This is a genomic window from Massilia arenae (assembly GCF_008014745.1).
Taxonomy (GTDB): domain Bacteria; phylum Pseudomonadota; class Gammaproteobacteria; order Burkholderiales; family Burkholderiaceae_D; genus Telluria; species Telluria arenae.
This window is the reverse complement of the sequence record NZ_VPFD01000045.1, coordinates 1-25,170: the sequence shown is the minus strand read 5'-3', so window position 1 is coordinate 25,170 and position 25,170 is coordinate 1. Positions and strand designations below refer to the sequence as shown.

At 64.8% G+C, this 25,170-nt stretch carries 24 protein-coding genes; 16 read left to right on the top strand and 8 right to left on the bottom strand.

The features are described 5' to 3' along the window. Positions 1–192: 192 nt before the first annotated feature. The 3 genes from FVD38_RS25390 to FVD38_RS25380 form a co-directional block, all read right to left on the bottom strand. Positions 193–1,047 carry a sulfurtransferase gene (locus tag FVD38_RS25390; RefSeq protein WP_147937339.1) on the bottom strand — a complete coding sequence of 285 codons (855 nt, stop codon included), beginning with the start codon at positions 1,045–1,047 and terminating at the stop codon, positions 193–195. Between the two features lie 16 nt (positions 1,048–1,063). Next, positions 1,064–1,984, bottom strand: coding sequence for a DMT family transporter (locus FVD38_RS25385; protein ID WP_147937338.1), 921 nt, complete (start codon positions 1,982–1,984; stop codon positions 1,064–1,066). Positions 1,985–2,068: 84 nt separating this feature from the next. Then, positions 2,069–3,169 (bottom strand): aromatic ring-hydroxylating oxygenase subunit alpha, encoded by a 1,101-nt coding sequence (locus FVD38_RS25380; RefSeq protein ID WP_147937337.1) that lies wholly within the window; start codon positions 3,167–3,169, stop codon positions 2,069–2,071. A 357-nt stretch (positions 3,170–3,526) separates the two neighbouring features. Here FVD38_RS25380 and FVD38_RS25375 point away from each other — a divergent pair, with 357 nt between their 5' ends. The 5 genes from FVD38_RS25375 (at position 3,527) to FVD38_RS25360 (ending at position 7,580) form a co-directional block, all read left to right on the top strand. Further along, positions 3,527–3,775 carry an exodeoxyribonuclease VII small subunit gene (locus FVD38_RS25375; RefSeq protein WP_147937336.1) on the top strand — a complete coding sequence of 83 codons (249 nt, stop codon included), beginning with the start codon at positions 3,527–3,529 and terminating at the stop codon, positions 3,773–3,775. Positions 3,776–3,786: 11 nt separating this feature from the next. Then, entirely contained in the window at positions 3,787–4,686 is a 900-nt protein-coding gene (locus FVD38_RS25370) for a polyprenyl synthetase family protein (RefSeq protein WP_147937341.1), read from the top strand. Next, positions 4,687–6,561, top strand: a complete 1,875-nt coding sequence (gene dxs, locus FVD38_RS25365) for a 1-deoxy-D-xylulose-5-phosphate synthase (RefSeq protein WP_147937335.1) — start codon at positions 4,687–4,689, stop codon at positions 6,559–6,561. Between the two features lie 375 nt (positions 6,562–6,936). Then, on the top strand, positions 6,937–7,092 hold the full coding sequence (locus FVD38_RS27010; RefSeq protein WP_229493994.1) for a hypothetical protein: 156 nt from the start codon (positions 6,937–6,939) through the stop codon (positions 7,090–7,092). Continuing rightward, positions 7,068–7,580 (top strand): EcsC family protein, encoded by a 513-nt coding sequence (locus FVD38_RS25360; protein WP_308617208.1) that lies wholly within the window; start codon positions 7,068–7,070, stop codon positions 7,578–7,580. Before FVD38_RS27010 ends, FVD38_RS25360 begins: the two co-directional genes overlap by 25 nt. Positions 7,581–7,657: 77 nt before the next feature. Here FVD38_RS25360 and FVD38_RS25355 read toward each other — a convergent pair whose 3' ends face one another. Next, positions 7,658–8,359 carry a 2OG-Fe(II) oxygenase gene (locus FVD38_RS25355; RefSeq protein ID WP_147937334.1) on the bottom strand — a complete coding sequence of 234 codons (702 nt, stop codon included), beginning with the start codon at positions 8,357–8,359 and terminating at the stop codon, positions 7,658–7,660. Positions 8,360–8,362: 3 nt separating this feature from the next. Further along, positions 8,363–8,917: a cob(I)yrinic acid a,c-diamide adenosyltransferase gene (locus FVD38_RS25350; protein WP_123071926.1), complete on the bottom strand. Its 555-nt coding sequence runs from the start codon at positions 8,915–8,917 to the stop codon at positions 8,363–8,365. A 91-nt stretch (positions 8,918–9,008) separates the two neighbouring features. Here FVD38_RS25350 and FVD38_RS25345 point away from each other — a divergent pair, with 91 nt between their 5' ends. From FVD38_RS25345 to FVD38_RS25315, 7 genes are all read left to right on the top strand, one after another. Continuing rightward, positions 9,009–10,496 carry an FAD-linked oxidase C-terminal domain-containing protein gene (locus FVD38_RS25345; RefSeq protein WP_147937333.1) on the top strand — a complete coding sequence of 496 codons (1,488 nt, stop codon included), beginning with the start codon at positions 9,009–9,011 and terminating at the stop codon, positions 10,494–10,496. A gap of 11 nt (positions 10,497–10,507) precedes the next feature. Further along, positions 10,508–11,581, top strand: coding sequence for a glycolate oxidase subunit GlcE (gene glcE / locus FVD38_RS25340; RefSeq protein ID WP_147937332.1), 1,074 nt, complete (start codon positions 10,508–10,510; stop codon positions 11,579–11,581). Positions 11,582–11,584: 3 nt separating this feature from the next. Then, on the top strand, positions 11,585–12,811 hold the full coding sequence (gene glcF, locus FVD38_RS25335) for a glycolate oxidase subunit GlcF (protein ID WP_147937331.1): 1,227 nt from the start codon (positions 11,585–11,587) through the stop codon (positions 12,809–12,811). A gap of 97 nt (positions 12,812–12,908) precedes the next feature. Further along, positions 12,909–13,223, top strand: coding sequence for a hypothetical protein (locus FVD38_RS25330; RefSeq protein WP_147937330.1), 315 nt, complete (start codon positions 12,909–12,911; stop codon positions 13,221–13,223). A gap of 104 nt (positions 13,224–13,327) precedes the next feature. Then, positions 13,328–13,789, top strand: coding sequence for a hypothetical protein (locus FVD38_RS25325; RefSeq protein ID WP_187271708.1), 462 nt, complete (start codon positions 13,328–13,330; stop codon positions 13,787–13,789). Further along, complete coding sequence (locus FVD38_RS25320) at positions 13,789–14,715, top strand: DUF2145 domain-containing protein (RefSeq protein WP_147937329.1); 927 nt, start codon at positions 13,789–13,791, stop codon at positions 14,713–14,715. Before FVD38_RS25325 ends, FVD38_RS25320 begins: the two co-directional genes overlap by 1 nt. Positions 14,716–14,742: 27 nt before the next feature. Continuing rightward, positions 14,743–15,258 carry a hypothetical protein gene (locus FVD38_RS25315; RefSeq protein ID WP_147937328.1) on the top strand — a complete coding sequence of 172 codons (516 nt, stop codon included), beginning with the start codon at positions 14,743–14,745 and terminating at the stop codon, positions 15,256–15,258. A 4-nt stretch (positions 15,259–15,262) separates the two neighbouring features. On the opposite strand, the gene FVD38_RS25310 is transcribed toward FVD38_RS25315, so the two are convergent. Further along, positions 15,263–15,742, bottom strand: coding sequence for a glutathione peroxidase (locus tag FVD38_RS25310; RefSeq protein ID WP_147937327.1), 480 nt, complete (start codon positions 15,740–15,742; stop codon positions 15,263–15,265). 187 nt (positions 15,743–15,929) lie between these two features. On the opposite strand from FVD38_RS25310, the gene FVD38_RS25305 reads away from it, so the two are divergent. After that, positions 15,930–18,218 carry a TonB-dependent receptor domain-containing protein gene (locus tag FVD38_RS25305; protein ID WP_147937326.1) on the top strand — a complete coding sequence of 763 codons (2,289 nt, stop codon included), beginning with the start codon at positions 15,930–15,932 and terminating at the stop codon, positions 18,216–18,218. 113 nt (positions 18,219–18,331) lie between these two features. Further along, positions 18,332–20,509 carry a TonB-dependent receptor plug domain-containing protein gene (locus FVD38_RS25300; protein ID WP_147937325.1) on the top strand — a complete coding sequence of 726 codons (2,178 nt, stop codon included), beginning with the start codon at positions 18,332–18,334 and terminating at the stop codon, positions 20,507–20,509. A 193-nt stretch (positions 20,510–20,702) separates the two neighbouring features. Here the strand turns inward: FVD38_RS25300 and FVD38_RS25295 are convergent, their stop codons facing one another. Together FVD38_RS25295 and FVD38_RS25290 are read right to left on the bottom strand one after the other, a co-directional pair. Next, on the bottom strand, positions 20,703–21,839 hold the full coding sequence (locus FVD38_RS25295; RefSeq protein WP_147937324.1) for a PilT/PilU family type 4a pilus ATPase: 1,137 nt from the start codon (positions 21,837–21,839) through the stop codon (positions 20,703–20,705). A 9-nt stretch (positions 21,840–21,848) separates the two neighbouring features. Continuing rightward, positions 21,849–22,892 carry a type IV pilus twitching motility protein PilT gene (locus FVD38_RS25290; RefSeq protein WP_123069207.1) on the bottom strand — a complete coding sequence of 348 codons (1,044 nt, stop codon included), beginning with the start codon at positions 22,890–22,892 and terminating at the stop codon, positions 21,849–21,851. 74 nt (positions 22,893–22,966) lie between these two features. Between FVD38_RS25290 and FVD38_RS25285 the strand changes: the two genes are divergently transcribed. Next, positions 22,967–23,668 (top strand): YggS family pyridoxal phosphate-dependent enzyme, encoded by a 702-nt coding sequence (locus FVD38_RS25285; RefSeq protein WP_147937323.1) that lies wholly within the window; start codon positions 22,967–22,969, stop codon positions 23,666–23,668. A gap of 12 nt (positions 23,669–23,680) precedes the next feature. Further along, positions 23,681–24,493: a pyrroline-5-carboxylate reductase gene (gene proC / locus FVD38_RS25280; protein ID WP_147937322.1), complete on the top strand. Its 813-nt coding sequence runs from the start codon at positions 23,681–23,683 to the stop codon at positions 24,491–24,493. Positions 24,494–25,170 lie beyond the last annotated feature (677 nt).

Sequence of the window (25,170 nt, the reverse complement as noted above, 5' to 3'; positions counted from 1 at the left end):
AGTAGGCCTCAACGGCTGAAAATTTAAACTGCTCGTCGTACTTCATAAGACACCTTGAAGTGGAGTCTCACTTCAAGGGGTCACATCACTGCGCGGGGACGACGGTTTTTAGGCAGGTGGCTAGCGAAGATTGACGTAGTACGCGCCCGCCGCACGTCGTTCCCGCGAAGGCGGGAACCCAAGTCCGCCAGCTTAATCCGCGCCCTTCGCAACCGGCCGCGAAGAATCCCCAACCCACTCGCTCCACGATCCCGGATACAGGCTTGCCCCCGGCATACCCGCCACTTCCAGCGCCAGCAGGTTATGGCAGGCGGTCACGCCCGAGCCGCACTGCATGATTGCGCGTTGCGGATCGTCGACCAGGGCGCCGAACTCCGCGCGCAAGTCTTTCGGGGCCTTGAAGCGGCCATCAGCTTGCAGGTTGTCCTTGAAGAAGCGGTTCTTCGCGCCCGGGATGTGGCCGCCCACAGGGTCGATGGTCTCGTTCTCGCCGCGGAAGCGGTCGGCCGCGCGGGCGTCGATCACGATGCGCCGGCCGCTCGCCAGGTTGTCCATCACCTCGCGCACCGTCACCGTGGGCACGAAGGGCGCGCGGATGCTTAGCGACCCATGCGGCTTGACAGGGACCTCGGTCGACAAGGGCTGGCCCAGCGCCTGCCAGGCCGCCATGCCGCCATCGAGCACCGCCACCGCCTCGTGGCCCAGCCAGCGCAGCAGCCACCACAGGCGCGCCGCGAACATGCCGCCGTGGGCGTCGTAGGCGACCACTTGCGTGTCGTCGTCGAGGCCGAACCCGCGCACGGCTTGCGCTAGCGCTTCCTTCTCCGGCAGCGGATGGCGGCCGAGGAATACGCCATCAGGTCCGCGCTTGGCGCCCGACAGCACGGTCTCGACGTCGGCGAACACCGCGTTCGGCAGGTGGCCAACGGCATAGCCGTCGCGCCCCGCGGCGAGGTTCATCAGGTCGTGGCGGCAGTCCACCACCACCCACTTCGGGTCGTCGATATGGGAGGCCAGCTGGCTGGCCGAAATCAGGGTCTTGAACATGACGTAAAGTCTCCTTCTACGATTCGCTGACCACGGGGTCCTGGTCCTTGACGACGGCGCCGCGCGCCGTCTTGCGGGTATTGTAGAACGTCGCGGCCAGTCCTGAGAGCAGGATCACGCCGATGCCCAGCCACACATGCCAGTCGAAGGCGTCGCCCCACAGGATCAGGCCCCACAGGGTGGAGAACACGATGCCCGTGTACTGCAGGTTGGCCACCACCAGCACCTTGCCCACGCGGTAGGCGCGGGTCATGCACATCTGGGCGATCAGGGCGGCGCCGCCGATCCCCAGCAGCAGCAGGAAGCCGTACGGGGTGTGTGCATGGAACAGCGCGCCCTGCGGGCCGTCGCCGGCCACGGTCGCAAACAGGCCGACCACGGTCGTGGTCAGCGAGAAGTAGAACACCACGCGGTATTCAGGCTCTCCCAGCTGGCCGAGCTTACGCACCTGCATATAGGCCATGGCCGAGATCATCGACGAGCACACACCGGCCAGGCCGCCCAGCCACTGCTGGCTCTCGACCGCCGGCTGCAGCACCATGGTCACGCCGAAGAAGCTGGAGGCGATCGCCAATACGAGCGGCCATTCGGCATGCTTGGTCTTGGTCCACCAGCCCATGGCGAACATCCCGGCCGCGATCCAGATCGGGGCCATGTAGTTGAGCGTCATCGCGGTGGCCAGCGGCAGGCGGCCGATCGCGAAGAACCACAGCCACAGCGAGGTCACGCCGACCAGGCTGCGCCACAGGTGGGCCTTGCCGAAATCCGTCTTGAAGGTGCCGCCCTGGTGTCGAACCATGATGAGCAGGATGAGGGTGCCGATCAGGCCCCGGTACATCAGGAGTTCTGAGGTGGAATAGAACTCGGAAGCCAGCTTCACGCCCGCGCCCATGGCGGCGAACGCGAAGCTGGCGTACAACATCCAGAGGGAAGCCATCGGATTTCCAGTGAAAGACCGTGCGGCATTGGCGCCTCGCGATCCGTGGCGCCAGGGTGCGGCGCCGGTTTTACTACTCAGGGCTTACAAGGCGATCCTGCTGCGATACCACTCGTGGAAGTGCTGCATGCCGTCTTCCATCGGCGACTGGTAGGGACCGACTTCGTTGACGCCGCGCGCCACCAGGATCTTGCGGCCGGCGTCCATGCGCAGGCCGATCTCGTCGTCCTCGACCGCCGTCTCCATATAGGCGGCGCGCTCGGCCTCGACGAATTCGCGCTCGAACAGCACGATCTCTTCGGGGTAGTAGAACTCGACCACGTTGCGGGTCTTCTGCGGGCCGTCCGGCCACAGGGTCGACACCACCAGCACGTTCGGGTACCACTCGACCATGATGTTCGGGTACAGCGTCAGCCAGATCGCGCCGTACTTGGGCGGCTGGCCGTTGTTGAACTTCAGGACCTGTTCCTGCCAGCGCTTGTAGGCCGGCGAGCCGGCCTTCTGCAGCGCGCGGTTCACGCCCACGGTCTGCACGCTGTAGTCGCTGCCGAATTCCCATTTCAGGTCGTCGCACGAGACGAAGTTGCCCAGGCCCGGATGGAACGGTTCGACGTGGTAGTCCTCCAGGTAGACCTCGATGAAGGTCTTCCAGTTGTAGTCGCACTCGTGGATTTCGACGTGGTCGAACATATAGCCCGAGAAGTCGAGGTCCTTCGTCACCGACAGCTTGCCCAGCTTTTCCATCACGTTGTAGCCGTTCTGTTCGAACAGCAGGCCGTTCCAGTTCTGCAGCGGGGTCTTCGACAGGTTCAGGCACGGCGTGTCCGCGAAATGCGGTGCGCCGATCAATTCGCCCTTCAGGTCATAGGTCCAGCGGTGCAGCGGGCACACGATGTTCTTCGCATTGCCGCGGCCATTGAACATCAGCGCCTGGCGGTGGCGGCAGACGTTGGACAGCACTTCGATGCCCCCGGCGTTACGCACCAGCATGCGGCCTTCGTGCTCGGAGGCGAGCGTCGCGAAGTCCCCTGTTTCCGGCACCATCAATTCATGGCCGATATAGCGCGGGCCATTGTGGAACAGTTGCTGCATCTCGCGCTTGAGGAGCGCGTCGTCAAAATAAACATTTACCGGAAGCTGTGCGTTCGAGCGCGCCAGCTTGGCGTGGGTAGCCAGATCGGACATCCCAACCCCCCTTTAAGGTAGCTTCCAAAGAAGAGAAAGAATCCAAAGACCAGTATTTAAGTAGAGGAATACGGTATTTCGGACAGAACCGGAGATTATACTGCGTAACAGGCTCTACCGTCTTGGGCCGGCGCGAGTTTGTGGTGCGCGGCGCTTGATGTGTTGCCGATGAGGCATGGTTTTCATGTCGGAAAGAAGGGCAGGGTGGGGGCGTCGGTCGGATTGTTGACGCACTTGCTAGTTGTGAATGCTGCAATGTGCGCCCCCCGTGGGGTGGGATTGATCTAAAATACGCGATTGGATTGACCCATGGCGCACAACTCGGCGCCTTCACGATAGCGACTTATGGCAAAGAATATGACAGCGGATAGCGCGCCAGCGGCGGCGCCTCCGCAATCCTTCGAGCAGGCGATGGCCGAACTGGCGCAGCTCGTGACACAGATGGAGTCCGGCGCCTTGCCGCTGGAAGCCTCGGTCGCGGCGTATGCGCGCGGCTCCGAACTGGTCAAGTATTGCGCGGCCCAGCTCGAAAAAGTCGAGTCCCAGGTCAAGGTGCTCGAAGGCGACATGCTCAAGCCATTCAGCGACGACGAGGCGGCGCAATGACGCCAGACCTCATGACGGCCCAGGATTTCAGCGCCTGGACCCGCGCCGTCCAGGCCAGGGTCGAGGAAGCGCTCGACACCTTCCTGCCCCCAGCCGACCGGGTGCCGCACAAGCTGCACGAGGCGATGCGCTACACCACGCTCGGTGGCGGCAAGCGCGTACGCCCGCTGCTAGTGTATGCCGCCGGCGCGCTGTTCGACGCCGATCCACAGACGCTGGCCCGGGTCGCGAGCGCGGTGGAGATGATCCACGTGTATTCGCTGGTGCACGACGACATGCCGTGCATGGACGACGACGCCCTGCGCCGCGGCAAGCCGACGGTGCACGTGACCTATGACGAAGCGACCGCGCTGCTGGTCGGCGACACCTTGCAGGCGCAAGCCTTCGAGGTGGTGGCCGACACCGACAGCGCGCTGGTGCCGCCGGCGCGCCAGTTGACGATGGTGCGCCTGCTGGCGCAAGCTGCCGGCTCCGCCGGCATGTGCGGCGGCCAGGCGATCGACCTCGATAGCGTCGGCCTGTCGCTCACCCGCGAACAGCTCGAACGCATGCACCAGTTGAAGACCGGTGCCATGCTGCGCGTGTCCGTGCTGCTCGGCGCGCTCGCCGGCCGCGACCTGGCGCAGCAAGAGCTGCAGGCATTGGACGCGTATTCCGCCGCGGTGGGACTGGCGTTCCAGGTGGTCGACGACGTGCTCGACGCCACCGCCGATTCGGCCACGCTGGGCAAGACCGCCGGCAAGGACGCGGCCGACAACAAACCGACCTATGTGTCGATCCTCGGTCTGGAGCCATCGCGCGCGCTGGCCGAGCAACTGCGGCGTGACGCGCACGAAGCGCTGGCGCCATTTGGAGACAAAGCACAGCGTCTGCGCGAACTGGCAGACCTGATCGTGCAGCGGAAGGCCTAAATGAACCTGCTAGAAAAAATCAACGACCCATCCGACCTGCGCAAGCTGCCGCGCACCCAGCTCACCCCGCTGGCGCACGAGCTGCGCCAGTTCCTGCTCGAGTCGGTGTCCAAGACCGGCGGCCACCTGTCGTCCAACCTGGGCACGGTGGAACTGACGATCGCGCTGCACTATGTGTACGACACGCCGCGCGACCGCATCGTGTGGGACGTCGGCCACCAGACCTATTCGCACAAGATCCTCACCGGCCGTCGCGGCCGCATGCCCACCCTGCGCCAGCTGAACGGCCTGTCGGGCTTCCCGAAGCGCGACGAGAGCGAGTACGACACTTTCGGCACCGCCCACTCTTCGACCTCGATCTCGGCGGCCCTGGGCATGGCCGCAGCGGCCAAGATCAAGGGCGAGGACCGCCATGCGATCGCCGTCATCGGCGACGGCTCCATGACCGCCGGCATGGCGTTCGAGGCGCTGAATAACGCCGGTGTCGAGGAAGACGTCAACCTGCTGGTCATCCTGAACGACAACGATATGTCGATCTCGCCGCCGGTCGGCGCCCTGAACCGCTACCTGGCGCGCCTGCTGTCGGGCCAGTTCTACGCCGCGGCCAAGAACGTGGGCAAGAGCGTGCTGCCGGCGCCGGTGCTCGACCTGGCGCGCAAGCTCGAGGAACACGCCAAGGGCATGGTGGTCCCGGCCACGATGTTCGAGGAATTCGGCTTCAATTACATCGGCCCGATCGACGGCCACGATCTCGATTCGCTGATCCCGACGCTGGAAAACATCAAGAAGCTCAAGGGCCCGCAATTCCTGCACGTGGTGACCAAGAAGGGCCAGGGCTACAAGCTGGCCGAGGCCGAGCCGATCCTGTACCACGGCACCGGCAAATTCAACCACCTCGAGGGCATCAAGCCGGCCACCGCGCCAGGCAAGATCACCTATACCGAGGTATTCGGCAACTGGCTGTGCGACATGGCAGCCGCCGATAAGCGCCTGGTCGGCATCACGCCTGCCATGCGCGAAGGCTCGGGCATGGTGCGCTTCCACCAGGAATACCCGCAGCGCTACTTCGACGTCGGCATCGCCGAGCAGCATTCGGTGACCTTCGCGGCCGGCATGGCCACCGAAGGCGTCAAGCCGGTGGTCGCGATCTATTCGACCTTCCTGCAGCGAGCCTACGACCAGCTGATCCACGACGTGGCGCTGCAGAACCTGGACGTGACCTTCGCGCTGGACCGCGCCGGCCTGGTCGGCGCCGACGGCGCGACCCACGCCGGCAACTACGACCTGGCCTATCTGCGCTGCATCCCGAATATGGTGGTGATGGCTGCCTCGGATGAAAACGAGTGCCGCCAGATGCTGACCACCGCCTACCACTATCCCGGCCCGGCCGCGGTGCGCTATCCGCGCGGCGCCGGCGTCGGCGCTCCGTTGGTGGAGGCCTTGACCTCGATCGAGATCGGCAAGGGCGAAGTGCGCCGCACCGGCAAGGACGTCGCGATCCTGGCGTTCGGCTCGATGGTGGCGCCAAGCCTGAAGGCGGGCGAGGAACTCGATGCGACCGTGGCCAACATGCGCTTCGTGAAACCGCTCGACGTCGAACTGGTCAAGCGCCTGGCGCAGGAGCACGACCTGCTGGTGACGGTGGAAGAGGGCTGCATCATGGGCGGCGCCGGCGCCGCCGTGATGGAAGCGCTGGCCGAAGCTGGCATCGCCAAGCCGGTGCTGAACCTGGGCCTGCCCGACAACTTCATCGACCAGGGCGATCCGGCGGCGCTGCTGGCCTCCGTCGGCCTGGATGCCAAGGGCATCGCGGCGTCGATTCACGCGCGCCTGGTGGCGCAGGGCGAGCCGCGGCTGGTGGTGAACAACGGTTGATCGATCCGGTAGCATAATGAAAAAGCCCCGCTTTCTCGAGAGAGCGGGGCTTTTTTCCTTTGTCAGGTCTTGGCTACAAACAGCACATTGCCTACAGGTTCACTGCGAGGACGTCACGCGAGTTGTGCATGCGATCTAGCATCGACGGTAAGCCGCTCAGGCTGTTCTTCCGGGGTAGTCCGGAAGCAACCGGTTCCTTTGCGCCGAAACAACATCATTTCTGTTGCTGCGATCATTGACGGTTAACCGCTTTAGAGCCGCCGACTCGGAGAATCCGCCGCCGTATGGATGTTGCATTGGCTATTCATAATTTATTAATATATCTTGATTAATGGAAATTTATTTCTTAATATTGATTTTTTATATGGAGGTATCGTGGCGAATGAACTGACTCAAGGAAAAATAATGCAGGCCCTCGACTGGGCTTACGAAAAGGCAGTAGCCGGCGTGCCAGGCCTTGATTCCGCCGACGAGATGGCGCAGGACTATCTGAAGGTGATGGCAGCTTGGAGGACCGCGTTAATTCCTTGATCCGCTGGCAAAACACGAAGGCGGGCACGTCAGGCTTCCTGAGTGGCCTCGGAGGAGTAATGCTTATGCCTGTCACCATTCCTGCAAATATCAGTAGCGTGATGTACGTTCAGGTTCGGATGATTGCCGCCATCGCGAAGATGGGAGGACACGACCTCAAGGACGACCGCGTCAAAACGTTGGTGTACGCTTGCCTTTGTGGTAATGCTGCAAAAGATATCGTCAAGGATGTCGGGATTAAGATTGGAACCAGGCTGACCGAGCAAGCCATTAAAAGTATTTCCAAGGAAGTCATCGTCAAGATCAATCAGGCGGTCGGCTTTCGCCTGGTAACAAAATTTGGCGAAAAAGGCTTGATCAACCTTGGCAAGGCCATTCCTTTGTTTGGCGGGATCGTTGGCGCCACGTTTGATTCGGTTGCTACAAATGCAATCGGCAATATCGCACGAGAGACATTTATTAGTAAAGAAGAGCAAGTGGCCGCCTGAGTCTTTCAACAACGCTTCGCCTCCTTTTAGGCGAGCAGGCTTGTCGAAACGTTTTCTTGTACACGCCGGAGGCGATCTTACCCCGGCTGCCCGAACAGCGCCTCGGCGCGCTGGTACAGGATCCAGGAAGTAGCGATGTACTTGTCGCCGCTCCTGGCCACGTTGCCGCGGTGGGTATGGGTGAAGCCGGCAGGCGCGATCACCAGCCGCCCCTTTTTTGGCGCGATCTTGCGGCCCTGGTACAGGAACTCGGTCTCGCCGCCATCTTCCACGTCGTTGAGATAGAACATCCACAGCAGTACCCGGTGCAGCGAATCGCAGCTGGCGTTCTGCGGATAGATCTCGGAATGCCAGTGGTGGTAGCCGCCGCTGGCTTGCCGGTACTTCTGCAGGTTGATGGTGCCGGGCCGGTACAGCACGCGCACCAGGTCTTCGATATACGGACGCCCCACTTCCTCGAAGTTATCCATCGATAGCACCGTCGGCGTGCCGGTCTGCGGATGCTCCAGCGTCGGCGACAGGGACCCCATCAGCAGCATGCGGTAGCGGTCGACGTACTGCACCAGGTGGCGCGACATCGTCTCGAGCAGCAATTGGGTGACGTCGTCCCATTCGCGGTGCAGGTTGATGGTGATGTCGTAGCTGTCCTTCTTGTCGACGTCGACGCCGTTGCCGGTGCGCCCGCGCACGACCTTGTCGCTGGCCTCGAAGCGGGCCAGCAGCGCGTCGCATTGCTGCGCCGTGAGCGCATCGTCGAATACGCCGATGAAGTCGTCCATGGATCAGCCCCGCTTGCGTTCGTGCTGCCACAGCACGTCGCTGCCGCCGGCATGGCGGTTCAGCACGCGCGCCAGCACGAACATCAGGTCGGACAGGCGGTTGACGTACTGGCGCGGGTGGGCGTGGATCTGCTCTGCCTTCGACAGGGCCACGATGGCGCGCTCGGCGCGCCGGCACACGGTGCGGCAGACGTGGGCGGTGGAGGCCGCGCGCGAGCCGGCCGGCAGGATGAATTCCTTCAGGACCGGCAGGTCGGCGTTGTACTTCTCGAGCAGGCTGTCCAGGCGCGCCACGTGCTCTTCCTTGATCATCTGGTAGCCGGGGATGCACAGCTCGCCGCCCAGGTCGAACAGGTCGTGCTGGATCGAGACCAGCTCTTCGCGCAATGCGGCCGGCATGTCTTCGCACAGCAGCAGGCCGACGAAAGAATTGAGTTCGTCGACTTCGCCCAGTGCGTGGATGCGCGCGCTGTCCTTGCCGGTGCGGCTGCCGTCGCCCAGGCCGGTGCTGCCGTCGTCGCCGGTGCGGGTCGCGATTTTCGAGAGGCGGTTGCCCATGATGTTGCCTTATGCGTTGGTGAGAAAAAACGATGGGATGAGCATACGACAAAACGTGGCGAATGTGCTTGCTTGTGCTTACAATCGAAGCATGCCCGATCATGCCTTTCAACCCGACCCGGCGCCGCGCCGTGCGCAGGTGGCGGCGGCCCTGCGCGCGCGCCTGCCGGCGTCCTGCGTGCTGTCCGACGCCGAAGACACCCGGCCCTACGAATGCGACGGCCTGGCGGCTTACCGCCAGCTGCCGCTGGTCGTGACCCTGCCGACCGACGAAGCGCAGGTTCTGGCCATCCTCGACGTCTGCCGTGAGTTACAAGTGCCGGTAGTGCCGCGCGGCGCCGGCACCGGCCTGTCGGGCGGCGCGCTGCCGATTCGCGATGGTGTCGTGCTGTCCACTGCGCGCATGAGCCAGATCAAGCGCGTCGACCCGCTGGCGCGCACGGCCGTCGTGCAACCGGGCGTGCGCAACCTGGCGATCTCCGAAGCCGCCGCGCCCTTCGGCCTCTACTACGCCCCCGACCCGTCGTCGCAGATCGCCTGCACCATCGGCGGCAACGTGGCCGAGAACGCGGGCGGCGTGCACTGCCTCAAATACGGCCTGACCGTGCACAATGTGCTGCGGGTGCGGGTGGCCACCATCGAGGGCGACGTCGTCGAGCTGGGCGGCGCGGCGCTCGATGCGCCGGGGCTCGACCTGCTGGCCGTGTTCATCGGTTCAGAAGGCATGCTCGGCATCGTCACCGAGGTGACGGTAAAGCTGGTGCCCAAGCCGGCGCTGGCCCAGGTTATCATGGCCTCGTTCAATGACGTGGTCACGGCCGGCAATGCGGTGGCCGACGTGATCGCGGCCGGCATCATCCCGGCCGGCCTCGAGATGATGGACCGCACCTCGGTGCGCATGGTCGAGCCTTTCGTGCAGGCCGGCTACGACCTCGACGCCGCCGCCATCCTGCTGTGCGAGGCCGACGGCACGGCGCTCGAGGTGGCCGAGGAGATCGCGCGCATGAGCGCGGTGCTCGAGCGCGCCGGCGCGACCGCCATCGCGGTGTCGCAGAACGAGGCGGAGCGGGTGCGCTTCTGGTCCGGCCGCAAGAACGCCTTCCCGGCGGCAGGCCGCATCTCGCCCGACTATTACTGCATGGACGGCACCATCCCGCGCAAGCAGCTGGCGCGGGTGCTGGCCGGCATCGCCGCCATGGAACAGACCTACGGCCTGCGCTGCTCGAACGTGTTCCACGCCGGCGACGGCAATATGCATCCGCTGATCCTGTTCGACGCCAGCGCGCCCGGCGAGTTCGAGCGCGCCGAAGCCTTCGGGGCCGCGATCCTGGCGCTGTGCGTCGAAGTGGGCGGCACCATCACCGGCGAGCACGGCGTGGGCAAGGAAAAGATCGACTCGATGTGCGTGCAGTTCGGCCGCAAGGAGCTCGATGCCTTCTTCGCGGTCAAGCATGCCTTCGACCCGGTCGCGCTGCTCAATCCGGACAAGGCGATCCCGACCCCGCACCGCTGCGCCGAATTCGGCAAGCTGCACGTGCACCACGGCGAGGTTCCGTTCCCGGACCTGCCGCGTTTTTGAACGAGAGCCATATGGGAACGATCGAACGATTCCAGGAGCGGGTACGGGCCGCGGCGCGCGAGCGTGAACCGCTGTGCATCCGCGGCGGCGGCAGCAAGGACTGGTATGGCGGCGCGCCGCACGGAACAGTTCTCGACACCTGCGACTACTCCGGCATTGTCGACTACGAGCCGACCGAACTCGTGATCACGGCGCGCTGCGGCACGCCGCTGGCCGAGGTCGAGGCGCTGCTCGCGCAGCACAACCAGATGCTGGCCTTCGAGCCGCCGTATTTCGGGGCCAGCGCCACCGTGGGCGGCACGGTCGCGGCGGGCCTGTGCGGCCCGCGGCGCGCCAGCAGCGGCGCCACGCGCGACTTCGTGCTCGGCGCCAGGCTGCTGGACGGGAAGGGCGACGTCCTGTCCTTCGGCGGCAAGGTGATGAAGAACGTGGCCGGCTACGACGTCTCGCGCATGCTGGCCGGTTCGATGGGCACGCTCGGCCTGCTGCTGGAAGTGTCCTTGAAGGTGCTGCCACGGCCCTTCGCCGAGGCCACGTTGCGCTTCGAGATGAGCGAGATCGACGCCATCCGCATCCTCAACGAATGGGGCGGCCAGCCCTTGCCGCTATCGGGCAGCGCCTGGTGCGGCGGCCAGCTGGCGCTGCGCCTGTCCGGCGCCGAGGCGGCGGTCGACGCCGCGATGCGGCTGCTGGGCGGCGAAGCGGTGCCGCATCCGGATGCGGCTGCGTTCTGGGCCGACGTACGTGAACAGCGTCACGTATTCTTCTTAGGCAGCGAGCCCTTGTGGCGCCTGTCGGTGCCGTCGACCACCGGCGCGCTCGTGCTCGGCGGCGACCAGCTGATCGAGTGGGGCGGCGCCCAGCGCTGGCTGCGCGCGGATGGTGATGCCGCAACGGCCGGGGCGATCCGGCGCACGGTGCAAGCCTGCGGCGGCCACGCGACCCTGTTCCGTGGCGGCGACAAGGGTATTGGCGTGTTCCAGCCGCTGGCGCCGGCGCTGGCGCGCATCCATGCGCGCATGAAGGATGCCTTCGATCCCGCCCACATCTTCAACCCGGGCCGACTGTACCCCGAAAGCGCCTGATCCATGCAAACGACACTCGCCGATTTCATCAAGGGCACGCGCGAAGGCGCGGAAGCCGAAGCGATCCTGCGCGCCTGCGTGCACTGCGGCTTCTGCACCGCCACTTGCCCGACCTATCAACTGCTGGGCGACGAACTCGATGGCCCGCGCGGCCGCATCTACCTGATTAAGCAGGTGCTCGAGGGCGCGCAGCCGACCCGCAAGACCCAGCTGCACCTGGACCGCTGCCTCACCTGCCGCAACTGCGAAACCACCTGTCCGTCAGGCGTCAAGTATGGGCGCCTGGTCGACATCGGCCGCAAGCTGGTCGACGAGCGCGTCCCGCGTCCCTTGAATGAAAGGATCAGGCGCACCACGCTCAAGGAATGCCTGCCGCGCGCCGGCGTGTTCAAGCCGGCTTTCAGGATGGGGCAGGCGCTGCGGCCCCTGTTGCCTGCAGGGCTGCAGGACAAGCTGCAGCCGGCGCGCGCCGCCGGCCGCTGGCCGACCCGGACTCACGCGCGCAAGATGCTGCTGCTGGACGGCTGCGTGCAGCCGGCGATGGCGCCGAACATCAATGCCGCCACGGCGCGCGTGCTCGATTCTCTCGGCGTGCAGCTGGTGGTGGCGCCAAAGGCGGGCTGCTGCGGCGCGCTGCGCTACCACATGAACGACCAGGACGGCGGTCTGGACGATATGCGCCGCAACGTCGACGCCTGGTGGCCGTATGTGGAGCAGGGCCAGGTCGAGGCGATCGTGATGACAGCCTCCGGCTGCGGCGTCACGGTCAAGGAATACGGCCACCTGCTGGCGCACGATCCGGATTACGCCAACAAGGCGCGCCGCATCAGCGAGATCACGCGCGACCTGTCCGAGATACTGCCGCAGTTCGAGGAGCAGATCAGGACGCGGGCGCAGGGGAAGGACGCGCCGCGCGTGGTGTATCACCCGCCCTGCACCCTGCAGCACGGCCAGCAAATCCGCGGCAAGGTCGAAAGTGTGCTGCACGCGGCCGGCGTGGACGTGGTGCTGTGCGCCGACAACCACCTGTGCTGCGGCTCGGCCGGCGCCTATTCGGTGCTGCAGCCGGAGATCGCGCACCAGCTTCGCGACCGCAAGCTGGCCAGCCTTGATGCGATCGGCGCGGACGAAATCGTATCGGCCAACATCGGCTGCCTGAGCCACCTGCAGTCGGGGACGGACAAGCCGGTGATGCACTGGATCGAGCTGCTCGAGCGGGCCTTGCGCTGATTGCCCGGGCGCCGGCAACGCCGATTTCCTGGCCGTGTTAGCATCGCGCCGAACCCGGCAATCGGCGGGAATGAGTGGCAAATTACCAGGAACGATCTTGAGCTTTACCTTCCAACTCGTGCGTGACGACGAGGGCGGCCCGGCCGCCGTGGTCTTCGAAGACAGCAGCAGCCCCGGCCTGGTGCCGGTGTGGGAAGCTGCCGGCGTCTATGACGCGCTGTACAACAGCGATGGCAGCATGGCGCGTGAAGTGTCGCGCGCCATCGCCTACGGCCTCGACCAGTTGAACGAGAACGCCGCGCTGGGCGGCCTGCTGCCGCCGGGCGTGTCGATGACCGAGGCCATCCGCTTCCTCGACAACGTCAGCCGTGGCTGTACCATCCACGGCGTGGCGCGCATACAGACGCGCTGACGACGAATCCGTGCGCTTGTCACAAGCGGTTACGACGGCACTATGGTGTTCAAGTGCAAGGGCTTGTACCATGTGAGCGTTTTGCTCGACTACGAAAGCCTCTTATGACCTTGCCAATCTTTTCACGTTCCCTGTGCCTGGGCCTGTTCGCAATCGCCTGCGCCATCCCGGCCCACGCCGAAAGCTTCGCCTCCTCGGCCTCCAGCGCCGGCTCGGCGTCGTCGGCCAGCATCTCGGATTCGATCAGCGATTCCAGCACCAGCTCGAGCGGCGACAACAAGGTGGCGGCGGGCGACTACCGCGTGATCGATATTGCGAACGCACCGAACAAGCCCGACACCACCCGCCTGACCCTGCGCGCCGAAGCCGGCCAGGCCCGCACCTTCTTCCTCGACGTGCCGAACCGCGCCATGGCCCAGCGCCAGGTCAATGCCGGCGACGTGGTGCGCGTAAACGAGCGCGTCTACGGCTACGAATTCGCCCACGCCGACACCCAGCGTCCGTTCTTCCTGGCGCTGCAGGACGACTGGCAGCGCGACCTGGCGTCGCGCAAAGTCGTCATCTGATGCGGCTGCGCAGGACGATCGCCGCATTGGCGCTCGGCCTCTGCGCCACCTTGAGCGGCGCCGCCTGGGCCGGCCTGCCGACCTTCTGCGAGCGCGACAGCGACATCACCGCGCTCGAACAGGATCGCGTGCTGCGCTTTGCCGGAGTGGTCCGCCAGGAACTCGAACGCTCGGGTGGCAAGGTCGCGCTGGTCTCCCGTGCCGGCGTGGACCTGAGCCGCTTCGGCCTGCTGTATTCGCATGCCGGTGTCGCGCTGCGCGACGATGCCGACGGCGCCTGGGCCATTCGCCAGCTGTACTACGCCTGCGAAGATGCGCGTCCGCACCTGTTCGACCAGGGTATCTCGGGCTTCGCGCTCGGGGCCGACGCGCCATCCAGCGGCCATGTGTCGCTGCTGTTCCTGCCGGACGACGACGGAGCCCGGCTCGAAGGCGCCGCGCGCGACAAGGGGCTGGCGCTGGCGCTGCTGGCAGGGAAGTACAGCGCCAACGCCTATGCCTTCGGCACCGATTACCAGAACTGCAACCAGTGGGTGGCCGAACTGCTGGCGGGCGCCTGGGGCGGAATATCGGGACACGGTGCAGGGCAGGGAGGGCAGGTACGCGAGCAGGCGCAGGACTGGCTGCGCGCGCAGGGCTACGTCGCCGGGCCGGTCAGGGTGCCGGGGCACTTGCTGATGTTCGCCGGACAGTTCGTGCCGCTGGTGCATGTGAACGACCATCCGGTGGACGACCTGCACGCACTCGCGCTGCAGGTGAGCGTGCCGGCATCTATCGAAGCGTTCGTGCGCCAGCGCGCACCGCAGACGCAGCGCGTGGAGATCTGCCACGACGAGGGCCGCATCGTCGTGCGGCGCGGCTGGGAGCCGCTCGGCGCGGCGTGCGAGCCGGGGCCGGATGACGAGGTCGTGCTGCTCGCGCCGTAAGCGCTGAAGTCGACAAAAGGGGGAAAGATGGAGCGTCATTCATGGCGGGCGTCTGCGCCTGGCAAGCGCATCGCGCTGCTGGCCTGCATGCTTGCGTGGCATGCGGCGGTCGCTGCGGCCGACATCTTGCCTGCGAAGCTGACGGGAACCTGGGGCACGGCCGAATCGCTGTATGAAGGCAAAGCCGGGCAGTCGCAGATGCATCTCGACGCCGATGGCTACGGCGTCGTGGTCGGCTCCACGCCACCTCCCCAACGCATCGACGGCAAGGATGACGGAGGCCCGGAAGTGCGCGCGATCATCGGCTTTCCGCTGCGCGCGACGCTGGACGGCACGACGCTGACCGCCCGCATGGTCGCGCTCGACCCGAAGGACGCCGAAGAGGCCCGGCGCACCCTGACCACCTGCCGCTACGACGAGGCGAGTCCGACACTGACCTGCGTGGGGCCGGGGCGCAAGTCCGTGGTCATGAAGCGATACAGCGAGACGGTGCCGGCGGAGGTCGCCCGCACGCTCGAGCAAGTGCGATCCGCGGCAAAGTAAGACGTCAGGCCAGCAGCTTCTCGATATCGTCCTTCAGTTCCTCTGGCTTGGTGGCCGGCGCATAGCGCTTGACCACCGCGCCGTCCCGGTTGACCAGGAACTTGGTGAAGTTCCACTTGATCGCCTCGGTACCCAGCACGCCCGGCGCCTCGCCTTTCAGGAAACGGAACAGCGGATGGGCGTCGTCGCCGTTGACGTCGATCTTGGCGAACATCGGGAAGGTGACACCGTAGTTCTTTTCGCAGAAGGCGCCAATCTCGGCCTCGCTGCCCGGTTCCTGGTGGCCGAACTGGTTGCACGGGAAACCCAGCACCACCAAGCCCTGGTCCGCGTAGCGGCGCTGCAGTTCCTCCAGGCCCTGGTATTGCGGGGTGAAGCCGCAGGCGCTGGCGGTATTGACGATCAGGAGCGCCTTGCCGCGATAGCTTGCCAGGTCGACCGGCTGGCCGTCGAGGGCGGTGGCGTTGAATTCGTAGGCGGTCATGACGTTCTCCTTGTGGTTGAATCGCCAAGTTTACGCGAAGGCGGCGCGACGTGCACGGCGTCTCGATGCGACCTCCCGGCACGAATCAAGGCCGTGACTTTTATTGCGTCTTAGCATTTCTTAACGATTTTTGGTCAAATCGCGTGCGACAATTACGCTCGTCCAATTGTCCAGCATCCGGGTTGCCATGCCACGTCACCATTCTTCCGTCTTGCTTCTTGCGCCGATCGTGGCCGGCACGCTGCTCTCGCCTGTCAGCGCGGGCGCCAGCGTCCAGCAGCCGCCCGCGACGCCCACGCCGGTCGTCACGACGCCGGCCACCCCGGCACCGGAAGCTCCTCCAGCCCAGGCCCAGGCCCAGGCTGAGGTCCCGGTCCAGTCGACGGTCTCGGTCAGCGCGGTGCGCTCGTCGAACCGCATCGACCGCCAGGCCTATGACGTCAAGAGCGATGCGGCCGCGAGCAACGACACCATCGCCGACACCCTGAACAAGGTGCCGTCGGTCGCGGTCGACCCGGACGGCAACGTGACCCTGCGCGGCCGCAGCAATGTGCAGATCCTCATCGACGGCAAGCCGTCCGCCATGATGCAGGGCGAGAACCGCGCCGCGGCCCTGGGCGCGCTGCCGGCCGCCGACCTGGAGTCGGTGGAAGTGATCAACAATCCCGGCGCGCAGTTCGGCAACGAAGGCGGCGGCGGGCCGATCATCAACCTGGTGATGCGGCGCGAACGCACGCCGGGCAGCTTCGGCACGGTCAACGCCAATGCCGGCGCCGAAGGCCGCTTCAATGCCTCCACCTTCGGCAGCTACACGGGCGGACGCCTGAGCGTGCAGGGCGCGCTGTTCGGCCGCCGCGACAGCCGCGGCTCGACCGGCGAGACCACGCGCGACCGCATCGACCCGGCCACCGGCGCCGTGGCCAGCAGCGTGCAGACCACGTACGGCGAGAACGACACAGAGTCGGCCGGCTTCAACGGTTCGCTCACCTACAACCTGGGCGAGAAGGACGTGGTGTCGGTCAAGGCCAGCTTCAACGCCAATAACCAGGATGGCCTCTCGTCCGAACGCTATCGCGGCACCGACGCGTCCGGGGCGGTCGAGAGCGATTACCTGCGCTCGACCGTGCGCGACAACAGCAACCGCAGCGCCAGCCTGAGCGCGAGCCTCGACCACAAGGGAGACCGGCCGGGCGAGATCTTCAAGACCGACCTGCGCCTCTCTGGCACCCGTGGCGAGGGCGACACCCGCTTCGCCAGCGACTACACCGTGCGGCCGATCAATTCGTCCGATCCGCTGACACGCCAGGACAACCTGAACGAGACCCGCATCATCGACTTCACCGGCGACTACGAGCGTCCGGGCGAGGCGGGTGTGCTCAAGCTGGGCTACAAGGTGATACGCAACAGCAACGTGATCGACACCCGTTTCCTCAACGTCGATCCGGGTACGCTGTTCGAAAGCGTCAATGCATCCCGCACCAACCGCTTCGAGCTGGTCGACACCACGCTGGCGCTGTACGGCACCTACCAGATGCGGCTGGGCGAGAAGTGGGGTGTGCTGGGCGGCCTGCGCACCGAATACACCGATCTCGACATGGACCAGGTGACGACCGGGATCAAGGCCGGCAACCACTACCTGGAAGCGATCCCCAGCGCCTTCCTCACCTATGACCTGTCGGACAGCACGGCGCTGCGCCTGAGTTATGCGCACCGCATCCGCCGTCCCGGCGCTTCGGACCTGAATCCCTTCGTAATCTACCGCGACGAAACGAACGTCTCGTCGGGCAATCCCGACCTGATGCCGACCGAGTCCGACTCGCTCGAACTGGGCGTCGAGACCAAGCTTGGCAACGTCGAGACCAATGTGCGCCTGTACGCGCGCCGCGACACCGACCTGATCTCGGAGCGCCGCTACTTCATCTCGGACACCGTGCTGCTGACCACGCGCGAGAACGCCGGCACCAGCCGCTCGGGCGGCCTGGAATTCACCTTCAGCGGCCGCGCCACGCCCAAGCTGACGATCAATGCCAGCGGCAATATCGGCTATTCGGAGCAGTCGGTGCTCGGCAACGTGGACGACGACAAGCGCAGCGCGACCTCGATCGCCGGCCGCGCGCGCTTCAACTACCAGTTCAACCCGGCCAACAGCCTGCAACTGGTGCTCAATGCCCAGGGCAAGACGCTGTTCGGCGAGGGGTATCGGCAGCCGACCCGCACGGCGGACCTGAATTACCGCCACAACCTGAGCCAGGCCCTGAGCCTGGTCGTCAACGTCAACGACGTTTTCGATTCGGCGAAATCGGAGTCGATCACCGAGACCGACCGCCTGCGCGAATACAGCCTGCGCCGCCAGGACGGGCGCCTGGTCTACGTCGGCCTGTCGTACCGCTTCGGCACCTTCGGCGGCGGCCGCGGCCCCCGCGGACCGGGCGGGCCGGGCTTCGGTCCACCGGGCGGCGGCATGGGGCCACGGTAAAGACAGCCCGTCAATACAGGCGATATGCCGGATGAATAATTCCGGCTAGGCGGTTCGAGGGCGGCAAGCTGTGACAGAATGCGGGGACCTTTGTCCACTTCATCCCCGTTCCGATGCTCAGACCAACGCTCATCGCGCTGACCCTTTCGTCACTGTTCGCACTGCCCGCCGCCGCGCAAGTCAGCCCGCCATCCGACCCGCCGCCGGTCAGCCCCGACACGATGCAGAAGGTCGAGGTCAAGGCCGATGCCAACAGCTACGACCCGCGGCGTGACGACACCGCCAGCCGCATCGTGGTCTCGACCGAAGAAATCAAGCGCTATGGCGACACCTCGGTGCTCGACGTCTTCAAGCGCCTGCCCGGCATCACCGTCGGCGGTGGCGGCGGCCGTGGAGCGGGCGAGATCCGCATGCGCGGCCTGGGCAGCGGCTACACGCAAATCCTGATCAATGGCGAGCGGGCGCCGGCCGGCTTCGACATCGACCAGCTGTCGCCCGACGTCATCGAGCGAATCGAGATCCTGCGCGCGGCCAGCGCAGAATTTTCTACCCAGTCGATCGCCGGCACCATCAATATCGTCCTCAAGCGGGTGGTGCGCAAGGCGCAGCGCGAACTGCGGGTTGGCTACGGCAAGAGCGAGGACGCCAGCAACCCGAGCGCGAGCCTGAACATGTCGGACCGTCTCGATGGGCTGTCGTACTCACTCGGCGCCAGCGTCTGGCGCTTTAACTTCGATCGCCCGCAGCCGTACGAGGAAACCCAGACCGATCCGGAAGGCCGCCTGACGCAGCTGCGCCGCACCGAGCAGAACGACAGCGGCAGTCCGCAGGGCTTCAACCTCACGCCGCGCCTGAATTGGACGCTCGAGAATGGCGACACGGTCAGCTGGCAGACGATGGCTTCCTATAACCGTAACGACTACCATGGTGACGCCGCGACCACGACCGAGCTTGGCGCGCCGCCCATGTACGACGTGCGCGACATGAATAGCGGCGGCAGTTTCGTCATGCTGCGTTCCGATGTGAACTGGGTGCACAATCTGGAAGAGGGCGCGAAACTCGACCTCAAGCTGGGCGTGAACGGCACGCGCAACCGCGGCGACTGGCGCGAGTTCGATTACCGGCTGGACGAGCTGGCGCGCGACTCCACCGTCTTGAGCGCGACCGATGAACGCGGCCTGACCTCGGTCGGCAAGTACACGACGCCGTGGAGGAAGGACCACGCACTGGCGATGGGCTGGGATGCCGGCTATACGCAGCGCGAAGATGCGCGCGACGAGAGCGAGGTATTCCCGCTGTTCGAGCGCGAGCAGGTAACGAACGAAAATTATGACGCCACCATCAAGCGCCTGGCGCTGTACATCCAGGACGAGTGGAACGTGAGCAAGCAGTGGTCGATGTATGCCGGCCTGCGCTGGGAAGGACTGGAGACGACCAGCGAGGGCAATACTTTTGAAACCAGCACCAACCGCGCCAGCGTGTTCTCGCCGCTGGCCCAGACCCTGTACAAGATCCCGGACAGCCGCGACCAGGTGCGCCTGGCGCTGACCCGCACCTTCAAGGCGCCATCCGCGAGCAACCTGATCCCGCGCCGCTTCACGACGCCGAACAACAGCCAGACCGATCCCGACTTCCGCGGCAATCCCGACCTGCAGCCGGAACTGGCGACCGGCATCGACGCCGCCTACGAGCACTGGTGGGCCGACAAGGCGCTGCTGAGCGCCAGCGTGTCGGTGCGCCGCATCGAGGATTACACCCGCCAGGGGCTGATCCTGGAAGACGGCCGCTGGATCCAGACCCCGGTCAACGACGGCGACGCGCTCACGCGCAGCCTGGAGCTCGAAGCGAAGTTCCCGCTGTCGGCGGTGCTCGCGGACGTGCCCGAGATCGACTTGCGCGCGAGCGTGTCGCGCAACTGGTCCGAGGTGGACGCGGTGCCGGGGCCGGACAACCGCCTGGACCAGCAGGTGCCGCTGTCGGCAACGCTCGGCATCGACTACAAGACCCGCGACGGCAAACTGAGCACCGGCGCCAGCTTTGCGTTCAAGGATGGCGGCCCGGTGCGGGTCAATGTGGAGCAGTCGCGCTACCAGAGCGTGCGGCGCGATCTGGACGTGTATGCGCTGTGGAAGTTCAATCCGAAGTACCAGCTTCGGCTGGCGGCGTCGAACCTGCTGCGCCAGGATGGGGTATCGGATTCGCGCTATACCGATGAATTCGGGACGCTGCGCAGGACCAGTTTCAGTGAGGGGCAGACGATGGCGAGGGTGACGCTGGAGTCGCGGTTCTAAGCTGGCCGATTACTCGTAACATCATTCTTTCGTTGGCCCCAAAACGTCGTTCCCGCGAAGGCGGGAACCTAAGTTCTTCGCGCAGCTACTAGCACGAACTTCAGTGGCTGCGTATGAAACTTAGGTTCCCGCCTGCGCGGGAACGACGTGCGTGTGATGGTGGTAGAGGGGGGCGATCGTGGTATGCCGATCGTCAGATCAACCCCAACTTCTCCGTCCCACTGGAAAAATCCCGATTCTTCGCGTGCTTGCTATTGAGCTTGATGTTCAAGCGCAGGTCATTCACCGAATCCGCATTGCGCAGCGCATCCTCATAAGTGATCTTGTCCGCCTCATACAGGCCGAACAAGGCCTGATCGAAAGTCTGCATCCCCAGCTCGCGCGACTTCTTCATGATCTCCTTGATCTCATGCACCTCGCCCTTGAAGATCAGGTCCGAGATCAGCGGAGAGTTCAGCAGGACCTCGATCGCCACCACGCGCCCCTTGGCTTCCTTCTTCGGAATCAGGCGTTGCGAAATCAGCCCCTTCAGGTTCAGCGACAGATCCATCAACAGCTGCTGCCTGCGCTCTTCTGGGAAGAAGTTGATGATGCGGTCCAGCGCCTGGTTGGCGCTGTTGGCGTGCAGGGTGGCCAGGCACAGGTGGCCGGTCTCGGCGAAGGCGATCGCGTGTTCCATCGTCTCGCGGTCGCGGATCTCTCCGATCTGGATCACGTCCGGCGCCTGACGCAGCGAATTCTTCAGCGCCGCCTCGAAGCTCTCGGTGTCGACTCCCACTTCGCGCTGCGTGATCACGCAGTTGCGGTGAGGGTGGACGAATTCCACCGGGTCCTCGACCGTGATGATGTGGCCGTAGCTGTTCTCGTTGCGGTAGCCGACCATCGCCGCCAAGGTGGTCGATTTGCCCGAGCCGGTGGCGCCGACCATGATCACCAGGCCGCGCTTGGTCATTACGACGTCCTTGAGCGTGTCGGGCAGGTCGAGGTCTTCGAACTTGGGAATCGCGGTGGTGATCACGCGCAGCACCATGCCCACGCAACCCATCTGCATGAAGGCCGAGACGCGGAAGCGTCCCAGGTCGCCCGGCGTGATCGCGAAGTTCGCTTCACGCGTGAGCTCGAAGCCTGCCGCCTGCTTGTCATTCATGATCGCGCGCGCCAGGTCGGCCGTGTGGCCGGCGGTGAGCGCCTGGCTCGACACCGGCGTCATGCGGCCGTCGATCTTGATCGCCGGCGGAAAGCCCGCCGTGATGAACAGGTCCGAACCGCCTTTGCTCACCATCAGGCGCAGCAGGTCGAACATGAACTTGGATGCCTGGTCGCGTTCCATGATGCGTCCTTAGCCGAGGAAGTTTTCCGGGATCTTGGCCGCGGCGCGCGCGGCGCCGGTCGAGATCACGTTACGGCGCACCAGCTCCGTCAGGTTCTGGTCCAGCGTCTGCATGCCGGCATTGCTGCCAGTCTGGATGGCCGAATACATCTGGGCGATCTTGGCTTCGCGGATCAGGTTGCGGATCGCCGGGGTGCCGATCATGATCTCGTGCGCCGCCACGCGGCCCGAGCCGTCCTTGGTCTTGAGCAGGGTCTGCGAAATCACCGCCTGCAGCGATTCGGACAGCATCGCGCGCACCATCTCCTTCTCTTCGGCCGGGAACACGTCGACGATACGGTCGATGGTCTTGGCGGCCGACGAGGTGTGCAGGGTGCCGAACACCAGGTGGCCCGTCTCGGCCGCCGACAGCGCCAGGCGGATGGTTTCCAGGTCGCGCAATTCGCCGACCAGGATCGCGTCCGGATCTTCGCGCAGCGCCGAGCGCAGCGCATTGTTGAACGACAGCGTGTGCGGGCCGACTTCGCGTTGGTTGATCAGGCACTTCTTTGAGTCGTGCACGAATTCGATCGGATCTTCGATGGTGAGGATGTGGCCGTACTCGTTCTCGTTCAGGTGGTTCACCATCGCCGCCAGCGTGGTCGACTTGCCCGAACCGGTGGGGCCGGTCACCAGCACCAGGCCACGCGGCTTCATGGCCAGGTCGGCGAAGATCTTCGGCGCGTTCAGCTCTTCCAGGGTCAGGATCTTGGACGGAATCGTGCGCAGCACCGCGGCGGCGCCGCGTTCCTGGTTGAAGGCGTTGACGCGGAAGCGCGCCAGGCCGGGGATTGCGAACGAGAAGTCGCACTCCAGCACTTCTTCGTACTGCTTGCGCTGGCCGTCGTTCATGATGTCATAGATCATGCCGTGCACGTCCTTGTGCTCGAGCGGCGGCAGGTTAATGCGGCGTACGTCGCCATGCACGCGGATCATCGGCGGCAGGCCGGCCGACAGGTGCAAGTCCGAAGCCTTGTTCTTGACCGAGAAGGCGAGTAGTTCCGAAATGTCCATTTATAATCCCTGTGGCTCGAGGTGCGCCTTTGTCATCGTCGCTGCTCGAAAAATATTTCCTATAGAAAATCATTATGTCCATAATCGCCGCCAACTTGCAAGCTGTCGAAGCGACAATCGGGGAGGCTGTCCAGGCCGCCGGACGCGCTCGGGATGAGGTGCAACTGCTCGCTGTTTCCAAGACGTTTCCCGCCCAAGCCGTGCTGGATGCGATGGCTTCCGGACAACGTGCGTTCGGTGAAAATTATCTGCAAGAAGCGCTCGACAAGATCGTGAACGTCGCGCAGGCGCAACCCGATGCGCCGATCGAATGGCATTTCATCGGTCCCATCCAGAGCAACAAGACGCGCCCGATCGCGGCCAGCTTCCACTGGGTGCACACGGTCGAGCGCCTCAAGATCGCCCAGCGCCTGTCCGAACAGCGCCCGCCCGAACTCGGCCCCCTGAATATCTGCCTGCAGGTGAATATCAGCGGCGAGGCCAGCAAGAGCGGCGCCACCGAGGCCGAGTTGCCCGAACTGGCGCGCGCCGTCGCGCAGTTGCCGAACCTGCGCCTACGCGGCTTGATGGCGATTCCCGAGCGCGCGACCGAACCCGAGCAGCAGCGCGCGGCCTTTGCCCGCCTGCGCATGTTGCACGACGCGCTGCGCGCCGACGGCCTGGCGCTCGATACGCTGTCGATGGGCATGTCGGGAGACATGGCCGCAGCGATCGCGGAAGGCGCCACCATCGTGCGCATCGGCAGCGCCATCTTTGGCGCACGCAATTACGAATAACAGGAAAAACACATGAAGATCACGTTCATCGGCGGCGGCAATATGGCCACGGCGCTCATTTCAGGCATCGTCAGGCAAGCGGGTTCGGGCGCCAATATTCACGTCGTCGACCGCAATCCCGAAGCACTGGAGCGCCTGTCGCAACAGTACGGTGTGCGCACCGCGACGGCGATCGACGAACAGGTCAGGGAGAGTGAGGTCGTGGTGCTGGCGATCAAGCCGCAGCAGATGCGCGAAGTCGCGGCCGAGCTGGCGCCGCACCTGACGCGCCAGCTGGTGCTGTCGATCGCCGCAGGCATCCGCAGCAGCGACCTGTCGCGTTGGCTGGGCGGCTACGACGCCATCGTGCGCACGATGCCGAACACGCCGGCGCTGATCGGCATGGGTGTGACGGGCCTGGTGGCGCAGCCGGGCGTGAGCGAGGGCCAGCGCGCGCAGTCCGATACCGTGATGCGCGCGGTCGGCAAGACTGTGTGGCTGGATGACGAGGCGCAGATCGATCCGGTGACTGCGGTGTCGGGCAGCGGGCCGGCCTATGTGTTCTTCTTTCTGGAAGCGATGCAGGAGGCGGCGCTGCAAATGGGCTTGAACGCGGAGCAGGGCAGGGAGCTGGCGCTGGCTACCTTTACCGGCGCGGCGCAGCTGGCGGCGCAGTCGGACGAACCGGTCGAGGTGCTGCGCCAGCGTGTGACCTCGAAGGGCGGGACCACGCATGCGGCGATTACCAGCATGGAGGCGGCTGGCGTCAAGGAGGCCATTGTCGCGGCGATGAAGGCGGCTGCGGCGCGTGGGCGCGAGTTGGGTGAGGAATTGGGCAGCAATTAAGCGCGCCTGACAAAACCGTTCGGCATATCCCCAACAGACGAGCGAGCATCCACATGATTTGGTGGCCGGTTGCGGAGCTACCTCGACGGACCGCTTCCGGCTCAAAGCAAATCTGAGGTTTAGCAGGGCGTCAATGCTTGGCTAATGAGCTTCGTACTTTTCACGGAGACTCAAATAGACTTTTCTGCAATGCTCGAAATATTCGCGTTCGTCATGCTTTATTTTTTCCGCTTCTTCCCCACGGATTGGAGCATCGACGTCGAGGGTATTCAAGATCTCCACTGAAATAACATCGCCGATTCTTAGCGGTCTCTGTGATACCCACTTTAGGTGCTCATCAGGTAGGGTTGACGCTCTCGAAGTAAGGCCGCCAACAGTAATGAAAAGATTAGCGGGCTCATCCTCGTGCCGTGAACGGCTGCCACTTCCGAGTTTTCCCACACAGGTCACCGTCGCATTAAGGACGCCGAGATCATCCGCTCCGGCGATTACTGGTGCTTCATCATTGATTCTGACCCTGAGTGCATGCACTTGAATCGCCCCGGGTTTTGTAGAGGCTCCATTCTTTGAGAAAATGGAGCCATGAAGAAGCAACCCAAGTATTCCCCCGAAGTCATTGAGCGCGCTGTGCGCATGGTCAGCGAAGCAGCCAGCGAGTACGAATCGCAGTGGGCAGC

Bases quoted from the DNA above. Each gene is read 5' to 3' on its own strand.
- FVD38_RS25390 (WP_147937339.1), bottom strand. From the start codon at position 1,047: ATGTTCAAGACCCTGATTTCGGCCAGCCAGCTGGCCTCCCATATCGAC.
- FVD38_RS25385 (WP_147937338.1), bottom strand. From the start codon at position 1,984: ATGGCTTCCCTCTGGATGTTGTACGCCAGCTTCGCGTTCGCCGCCATG.
- FVD38_RS25380 (WP_147937337.1), bottom strand. From the start codon at position 3,169: ATGTCCGATCTGGCTACCCACGCCAAGCTGGCGCGCTCGAACGCACAG.
- FVD38_RS25375 (WP_147937336.1), top strand. From the start codon at position 3,527: ATGACAGCGGATAGCGCGCCAGCGGCGGCGCCTCCGCAATCCTTCGAG.
- FVD38_RS25370 (WP_147937341.1), top strand. From the start codon at position 3,787: ATGACGGCCCAGGATTTCAGCGCCTGGACCCGCGCCGTCCAGGCCAGG.
- dxs (WP_147937335.1), top strand. From the start codon at position 4,687: ATGAACCTGCTAGAAAAAATCAACGACCCATCCGACCTGCGCAAGCTG.
- FVD38_RS25355 (WP_147937334.1), bottom strand. From the start codon at position 8,359: ATGGACGACTTCATCGGCGTATTCGACGATGCGCTCACGGCGCAGCAA.
- FVD38_RS25350 (WP_123071926.1), bottom strand. From the start codon at position 8,917: ATGGGCAACCGCCTCTCGAAAATCGCGACCCGCACCGGCGACGACGGC.
- FVD38_RS25345 (WP_147937333.1), top strand. From the start codon at position 9,009: ATGCCCGATCATGCCTTTCAACCCGACCCGGCGCCGCGCCGTGCGCAG.
- glcE (WP_147937332.1), top strand. From the start codon at position 10,508: ATGGGAACGATCGAACGATTCCAGGAGCGGGTACGGGCCGCGGCGCGC.
- glcF (WP_147937331.1), top strand. From the start codon at position 11,585: ATGCAAACGACACTCGCCGATTTCATCAAGGGCACGCGCGAAGGCGCG.
- FVD38_RS25325 (WP_187271708.1), top strand. From the start codon at position 13,328: ATGACCTTGCCAATCTTTTCACGTTCCCTGTGCCTGGGCCTGTTCGCA.
- FVD38_RS25320 (WP_147937329.1), top strand. From the start codon at position 13,789: ATGCGGCTGCGCAGGACGATCGCCGCATTGGCGCTCGGCCTCTGCGCC.
- FVD38_RS25315 (WP_147937328.1), top strand. From the start codon at position 14,743: ATGGAGCGTCATTCATGGCGGGCGTCTGCGCCTGGCAAGCGCATCGCG.
- FVD38_RS25310 (WP_147937327.1), bottom strand. From the start codon at position 15,742: ATGACCGCCTACGAATTCAACGCCACCGCCCTCGACGGCCAGCCGGTC.
- FVD38_RS25305 (WP_147937326.1), top strand. From the start codon at position 15,930: ATGCCACGTCACCATTCTTCCGTCTTGCTTCTTGCGCCGATCGTGGCC.
- FVD38_RS25300 (WP_147937325.1), top strand. From the start codon at position 18,332: ATGCTCAGACCAACGCTCATCGCGCTGACCCTTTCGTCACTGTTCGCA.
- FVD38_RS25295 (WP_147937324.1), bottom strand. From the start codon at position 21,839: ATGGAACGCGACCAGGCATCCAAGTTCATGTTCGACCTGCTGCGCCTG.
- FVD38_RS25290 (WP_123069207.1), bottom strand. From the start codon at position 22,892: ATGGACATTTCGGAACTACTCGCCTTCTCGGTCAAGAACAAGGCTTCG.
- FVD38_RS25285 (WP_147937323.1), top strand. From the start codon at position 22,967: ATGTCCATAATCGCCGCCAACTTGCAAGCTGTCGAAGCGACAATCGGG.
- proC (WP_147937322.1), top strand. From the start codon at position 23,681: ATGAAGATCACGTTCATCGGCGGCGGCAATATGGCCACGGCGCTCATT.